General features: G+C 74.0%; 5 protein-coding genes. 3 read left to right on the top strand and 2 right to left on the bottom strand.

The features are described 5' to 3' along the window. Together VK640_06290 and VK640_06295 are read left to right on the top strand one after the other, a co-directional pair. Positions 1-3210 (top strand): hypothetical protein (locus tag VK640_06290; GenBank protein HTE72791.1); only part of this gene is annotated, 3210 nt, incomplete at its 5' end. 403 nt (positions 3211-3613) lie between these two features. Next, positions 3614-4369 (top strand): MBL fold metallo-hydrolase, encoded by a 756-nt coding sequence (locus VK640_06295; GenBank protein ID HTE72792.1) that lies wholly within the window; start codon positions 3614-3616, stop codon positions 4367-4369. A 15-nt stretch (positions 4370-4384) separates the two neighbouring features. Here VK640_06295 and dapB read toward each other — a convergent pair whose 3' ends face one another. Together dapB and VK640_06305 are read right to left on the bottom strand one after the other, a co-directional pair. Beyond that, a complete protein-coding gene (gene dapB / locus VK640_06300) occupies positions 4385-5191 on the bottom strand; it encodes a 4-hydroxy-tetrahydrodipicolinate reductase (protein ID HTE72793.1) in 807 nt (268 codons plus the stop codon). A 22-nt stretch (positions 5192-5213) separates the two neighbouring features. Then, on the bottom strand, positions 5214-6098 hold the full coding sequence (locus VK640_06305; protein ID HTE72794.1) for a ribokinase: 885 nt from the start codon (positions 6096-6098) through the stop codon (positions 5214-5216). A gap of 130 nt (positions 6099-6228) precedes the next feature. Here VK640_06305 and VK640_06310 point away from each other — a divergent pair. Then, positions 6229-6978: exo-alpha-sialidase (locus VK640_06310; protein ID HTE72795.1), on the top strand; the 750-nt coding region annotated here is incomplete at its 3' end.

A 6978-nucleotide genomic window follows, 5' to 3' on the forward strand; every position in this document is an offset into this window, starting at 1 on the left:
TTCGTGGTCAAGGGGCGGCTCAACGGGAGCTACCGTCCCGGCTCGGCGACCAGGACCTGGACGGTGGACATCACGCCACCCGGTGCGCCGACCGTGGTCGACGTCCAGAGTCCGACCAGCAGCACCTCTGCGCTGGTCTACTTCAGCAACAACGACCCTACGGCCTTGGCGCACACCTGCGCCCTTGACGGCGGTGCGCCGGTCGTCTGCAGCAGCCCCTGGGCGACCGGGACGCTGGCTGAGGGTGACCACACGGTCGTCGTTCAGTCCCGCGACTTCCAGGGCGTCCTCGGCGGCACCGACTCCACGACCTGGACGGTCGACCTCACGGCTCCTGCGAACGTGCAGGTCACCGCGCCCACCAGCCCGGCCACCTCGGCCCAGGCCGACATCACGTTCTCGGCGGCCGGCGCGACGTCGTTCGCCTGCTCGCTGGACGGCGGCCCGTCCGACGCATGCACCAGCCCGTGGCACCTCGCCGGCCTCAGCGACGGCCAGCACTCGTTGACGGTTTCCGCATTCGACGGCGTCGGCAATGCTGCCCAGCCCGGATCCGCCGTATGGACCGTCGACACGACGGCGCCGGGCGCGCCCACCGTCCTGACCGGTCCGGCGAACCCCACCAACCAGACGACGGCCGACCTGGTGCTCGAGGTCGCCGACCCGTCGGACTCGTTCCAGTGCCGGCTCGACACGACGACGTGGTCGCCGTGCCCGACACCCCTGCACTGGGCGGGCCTGACCGCCGGCAGCCATGTGCTGAACCTGCGGGCCGTGGACGAGGCCGGCAACGCCGGTGCCGCCACCACACTGACCTGGGTCGTGGACCTCACCGCGCCGGCACCGGCCCAGTTCCTCAGCGGGCCGGCCGCCTTCAGCAACCTGCGGCTGCCCGACTTCGACTTCGTCTCCACCGACCCGACGGCCACCGGCTTCAAGTGCAAGCTGGACGGCGGCAGCTGGGTGACCTGCGACATCGACACGGTGCCGCTCCCGGCTGCACCGGGGCTCGACGAAGGTGCCCACGTCCTCTCCGTCGTCAGCGTCGACGCGTCGAGCAACCCGAGCTCCCCGGTCAGCTGGAGCTGGCAGGTAGACCTGACCGCTCCGGACGCCGCGGAGTTCGTCACCAAGCCGGCGGCCTCGACCTCGGACACGTCCGCACGCTTCGAGTTCGACGCCGAGCTCGGCGCCCAGCTGATGTGCTCGGTCGACGGCGCTGCCAGCGGCCAGTGCGCCAGCCCCTGCCTCCTCTCCGGTCTCGCCCAGGGCGACCACACCCTCGCGGTGACCCAGACCGACGCCGCAGGCAACACCGGACCGACGGCGACCTACGCCTGGACCGTCGACACGACGGCGCCGGCGGCACCGGTGGTGCTGACCGGTCCGGCGGACCCGACCAACCAGACGACCGCGGAGGTGGTGCTCGACGTGGCCGACCCGTCGGACGCGTTGCAGTGCCGGCTCGACACGGCGACCTGGTCGCCGTGCCCCACGCCCCTGCACTGGTCCGGCCTGGCTGAGGGCACCCACGTGCTGCACCTGCGAGCCGTGGACGAGGCTGGCAACGCCAGCGCGCCGACCTCGCACGAGTGGGACGTGGACGTCACCGCGCCGGCACCGGCCCAGTTCGTCAGCGGGCCTGACGCCTTCAGCAACGTGCGGCTGCCCGACTTCGCCTTCGTCTCCACCGACCCGACGGCCACCGGCTTCAAGTGCCAGCTGGACGGCGGCGGCTGGGTGACCTGCACGGTCGACACGGTCCCGCTTCCGGATGCGCCGGGGCTCGTCGAAGGCTCCCACGGTCTGTCCGTCGTCAGCGTCGACGCCGTCGGCTACGCCAGCTCCCCGGTGAACTGGACCTGGGATGTCGACCTGACAGCGCCGGCGGCACCCGACTTCTCCGTGAAACCGGTCAGCTCCAGCACCGACACGTCGGCCCGCTTCGAGTTCGACGTCGAGTCCGGCGCCCAGGCGATGTGCTCGCTCGACGGCGCTGCCAGCGGCCCGTGCGCCAGCCCCTTCCTCCGCTCCGGTCTCACCCAGGGCGACCACACCCTCGCGGTGACCCAGAGGGACCCCGCGGGCAACACCGGGGCGGCGGCGACGTACGCCTGGACGGTGACGGCCCCGGTGCCGCCGGTCGTCACCCCGCCCACTCCGACCCCCACGCCGGTCGTCGCGCCGACGACGGTGTCCCTGACGGCCCCTCGTGCGCTGAACGGCCGCAGCACGGCGACGTTCTCCGGTGCGGTGACCGCGGTCACCGGCACGCTGACCACCGGCGGCTCGACCGTCCCGGTCGGGGTCCGCTGCACCGACGCCGCCGGCACGGCCGTGAGCTGCGTGTCGGGCGCCGTCCGCGGTGCCGCCGTGCAGCCCACCGTCCATCTCGTGCCCGGGCAGACCTACGCGCTGACGGTGTCCGGCACCGACGCGGCGGGCCGCCCCGCCTCCGCCTCGACCACGTTCCGCGCCTCGACGGCCGAGCAGGAGAACAGCCTCGCCGCCGGCTACCGCTGGGGCGTGGTGAAGGCCGCGAAGGCCTACGGCCGGTCCTACCAGTCGGCCGCCGCCAAGGGCGCCGCACTGTCGGCGACCTTCCGGGGCACCTCGGTGACCTGGTACACGATGACCGGTCCCAGCCAGGGCCGCGCCACCGTCTACGTCGACGGTGTCGCCAAGGCCAAGGTGAACAACTGGAGCGCTGCGACCCGGTGGCACGTGCCGCGCACGGTCAAGGGGCTCAAGGCCGGCACCCACACGCTCAAGGTCGTCGTCGCCGGTCGCAAGGGAGCGACCAAGGGCACCGGCACCGGGGTGGCCTTCGACGCGGTCAAGGTGGGCAAGAAGCTCACCGCCAGCCCGCGCACGACCGCGACCTGGTCGCGGGTGGCCAGCGCCTCCGCCTCCGGCCGGTACTACGCCGTCTCGGCGGTGCCCGGCTCCACGGCGGCGTTCACCTTCCGGGGCACCTCGGTCAGCTGGCTGACCGCGCGCGGCCCCGCTATGGGCAAGGCCAAGGTGTACGTCGACGGGGTGCTCAAGCTGACGGTCGACGGCTACGCCAAGAAGGCCGGGTGGAACGTCAGGAAGAGCCTCACCGGGCTGACCGACAAGGTGCACACCGTCACGGTCAAGGTCACCGGCACCAAGCGGCGCGCCTCGACCGGCACGACCGTCGTCGTCGACCGCTGGCTGGTCGGCTGAGGTGCCGTCCCCGGCCGGCGACCTGATCGGTCACCGGCCGCGGACGAGCCTGGCGACGGACAGCGCGGGCCGCGAAGCCGGCGTCGCTCCAGTTGAGCACCCCGCTCAGCCGGCCGTCGGCCACCAGCAGGTGCTCGGCGCCCCGGGTCGTCGTCCTCATCCGGCAGGCCGAGCTCCGCGAGCCCTGCCACGTCGACGTCGTGGAGCCAGGGCAGCACCAGGACCACCGTCGCGGCCAGCCGCGGCGGTGACGGCCGGCCGAGCAGCGGTTCGCCGGGCAGCCAACGGTGCCCGAGCACGCCAGCGCCCGGTCGCTGCTGCTGCGCACCTCGTCACCTCCTCGCCACCACGAGACCCTGCCGACGTCCTCCCGACGTCCTGCCGACGGTGCCATGCTCGCACCGTGGCGTCGGTGCCGTTGGTGGAGATCATCCCGCTGCCGCTCGGGCTGTTCTCCGTGCCCGGCCGCGAGATCGCGAAGTACCCGGGCGTCGTCGTCCGCGCGCCGTACGTCGTCTGCGCCTACCTGGTGCGTGCACCCGGCACCACGCTGCTCTTCGACACAGGCATCGTCGGCGACGAGGAGGCGGTCGCCCGCTACCGGCCGCGATGGTTCCCGCTCGACGAGCAGCTCGCCGCGCACGGCGTGTCCCTCGGCGAGGTCGACGTCGTTGTCAACTGTCACCTGCACGCCGACCACGCCGGCGGCAACCATCTCTTCCCGGGCACGCCGATCGTGGTGCAGGAGGCCGAGCTCGCGGCCGCCGACGACGAGGGCTACACGGTGCGCGAGGCGGTGGTCGACTTCCCCGGGGCGACGTTCGTGCGGGTCTCCGGGCGGTACGCCGTGGCCGAGCAGCTGCTCGTCGTACCCACCAGAGGGCACTCGCCCGGCCACCAGAGCTTGCTCGTCGACGGCACGCCTGAGGGCACCGTGCTGCTCGCCGGCCAGGCCTTCGACTCGGCGAGCGAGCTGGCCTCCGCGGTGCTGGCGCGGCAGCTCGGTGCCGGCATCGACGACTCCACCGCGCCGGGCTGGGTCGACGACCTGATGGAGCTCGACATCGACGTCGCGCTCTTCGCGCACGACCTGGCCCAGTGGCGGCCGCCGGCCGCGTCGTTCGTCGGGTCCCGCGTCCGCGACGTGTGGCCGGCGTGACCCGCGCACGGGACGCTAGGCGTCGCGCCCGAGCAGCAGGGTGTCGAGCCCGCGGACCAGGCCGGTCCGCCCGGGCGCAGCCCTGATCGCGAGCAGGGTCCCCGCGACGTACGGCTGCGGGGTGGGACCGGCGTCGTGCCGGATCACCAGCCGCTCGTCGGGCAGCGCGAAGACGACCTCGGTCGACACGACGAAGCCGGGCAGCCTTACCGAGTGCACCTGGGTGCCGGCGACCGTCGCGCCTCGGGCCTGCGGCAGCCCCGAGACGTCGGCGACCGCGACGACGGGCGGTTGCGCGGGGGCCACCTCGCCGAGGCGCTCGGCCAGCTCGCGCGCGGTGCCGCTCGGGGCGTCGGCCTTGCCGGCGGAGGCGTAGTCGACGATCTCCCGGCGCGGCAGGTGCGGCGCCACCAGCAGCGCGGCTGCCTGCGCCATCGCGGCGGTGAGGGAGAAGTTGCCGGCGGCGACGGCGCCGACACCGGCGTCGCGGGCCGCCTGGTCGATCACCGCGAAGTCCTCCGCCGTGAGCCCGGACGTGCCGACCACCACGTGCACACCCGCCGCGACCGCGGCGAGGGCGTGTCTCAGCGCGGCCTCGTGCGTGGTGAAGTCGACGAGCACGTCGACCCCGTCCAGCGCCTCCGCGACGTCCTCGCTCACCGTCACCCCCACCGGGTCGCCGCCCCAGGCGAGCCCGAGGTCCTGTCCGGCGGCCCGCCGCGCGACGGCGCCGGTCAGCTCCAGGTCCGGCGCGGCGTGCACCGCCTCGGCGATCGCCCGGCCGGTCCAGCCGGTGGCCCCGGCCACTGCGACACGCGTCATGCCGAGCACGCTATAGCGGCGGTCAGCGGGCGAGCCGCGCGTCGACCTCGGCGCGGGTGGGCATCGAGACCGCGGCCCCCGCCCGCTCGACGCTGATCGCGCCCGCCGCGGTGCCCAGGCGCACGGCGTCGTCGAGCCGGGCGCCGGTGGCCAGCGCCGCGGCCAGCGTCCCGGCGAGCGCGTCTCCCGCGCCGGTGGTGTCCACCACCCGTGCGGGCAGGCCGGGGGCGGACCCGTCGCCGTCGGCCGACCGCCAGCGCGCGCCGTCGGCGCCGAGGGTGACGACCACCGCGCGCACCCGGCCGGCGAGCGCCGTCAGGGCCGCGTCGACCGACGCCCGCCCGGTGACGTCGCTCAGCTCGTGCTCGTTGACCAGCAGCACGTCGACCGCAGCGAGCAGCTCGGCCGGCAGGGGCTGCGACGGTGCCGCGTTGAGGACGACGGTGACGCCCGCCCCGCGGGCGGCCGCGGCCCCCTCGACCACCACCGGCAGCGGCACCTCGAGCTGGGCGAGGAGCACCCGGGCACGGGTGACGGCGTCGCGGCCGGGTCCGTCGAGTCGTACGTCGCCGTTGGCCCCCGCGTCGACGATGATGCTGTTCTCGCCCGACTCCTGCACCGTCACCAGCGCCGTCCCGGTGGCCAGGCTGCTGCGCCGGACGGAAGCCGTGTCGACACCGGCCTCGACCAGGGTGCCGAGGAGCAGGTCGGCGGCCGCGTCCTGGCCGACCGCCGAGACGAACGCTGTTCGCGCGCCGGCCCGGGCAGCGGCGACCGCCTGGTTGAGTCCCTTGCCACCCGGCAGCCGGTCGCGGCCGAGGGCGAGGACCGTCTCGCCCGGCCCCGGCAGCCGGGCGACCCGCACGACCTCGTCCAGGTTGGCGCTGCCCAGCACGGTGACGTCCATCGTCCGCCGAGTATCGCCGACGGGGACCGATGAGTTCCGGTCACCGCCGGGGTCCCTTGTGTCGGGCCGGACGAGTAGCGTCGGGCCGATCCGAGCACCGGCCGCGACAGCCGTACGGAGGGACCATCGCATGGCAGGCACACGTGTCCTCGTCGGGACCCGCAAGGGCGCCTTCGTCCTCACCTCGGACGAGGCCCGCACCGACTGGAAGGTCGACGGGCCGCACTTCCCCGGCATGGAGATCTACCACCTCAAGGGGTCGCCGCTGAACCCCGACCGCATCTACGCCTCGCAGTCCAGCGGCTGGTTCGGGCAGGTGATCCACCGCTCCGACGACGGCGGTGCGACCTGGGACACGGTGGGCAACGACTTCAGCTACGACGGCGTCCCCGGCCAGCACCAGTGGTATGACGGCTCGCTGCGCGACTGGGCGTTCACCCGGGTCTGGCACCTGGAGCCGTCGCTGCACGACCCCGAGACGGTCTACGCCGGCGTCGAGGACGCGGCGCTGTTCAAGTCGACCGACGGCGGCACCACCTGGGCCGAGCTGTCGGGCCTGCGCGAGCACGACACCGGCCCGCAGTGGCAGCCCGGCGCCGGCGGCATGTGCCTGCACACCATCATCCAGCACCCCAGCGACCCGGAGACGCTCTACGTCGCCATCTCCGCGGCCGGCGCCTTCCGGACCCGCGACGGCGGCCAGACCTGGCAGCCGATCAACAAGGGCCTGCGCTCCGGCGAGATCCCCGACCAGGACTCCGAGGTCGGCCACTGCGTCCACCGCATCGACATGCACCCGTCGAACCCCGACGTCCTCTACATGCAGAAGCACTGGGACGTCATGCGCAGCAAGGACGGCGGCGACTCGTGGCAGGAGGTC

The sequence above is a fragment of the Actinomycetes bacterium genome (assembly GCA_035489715.1).
In the GTDB taxonomy this organism is placed as follows: domain Bacteria; phylum Actinomycetota; class Actinomycetes; order JACCUZ01; family JACCUZ01; genus DATHAP01.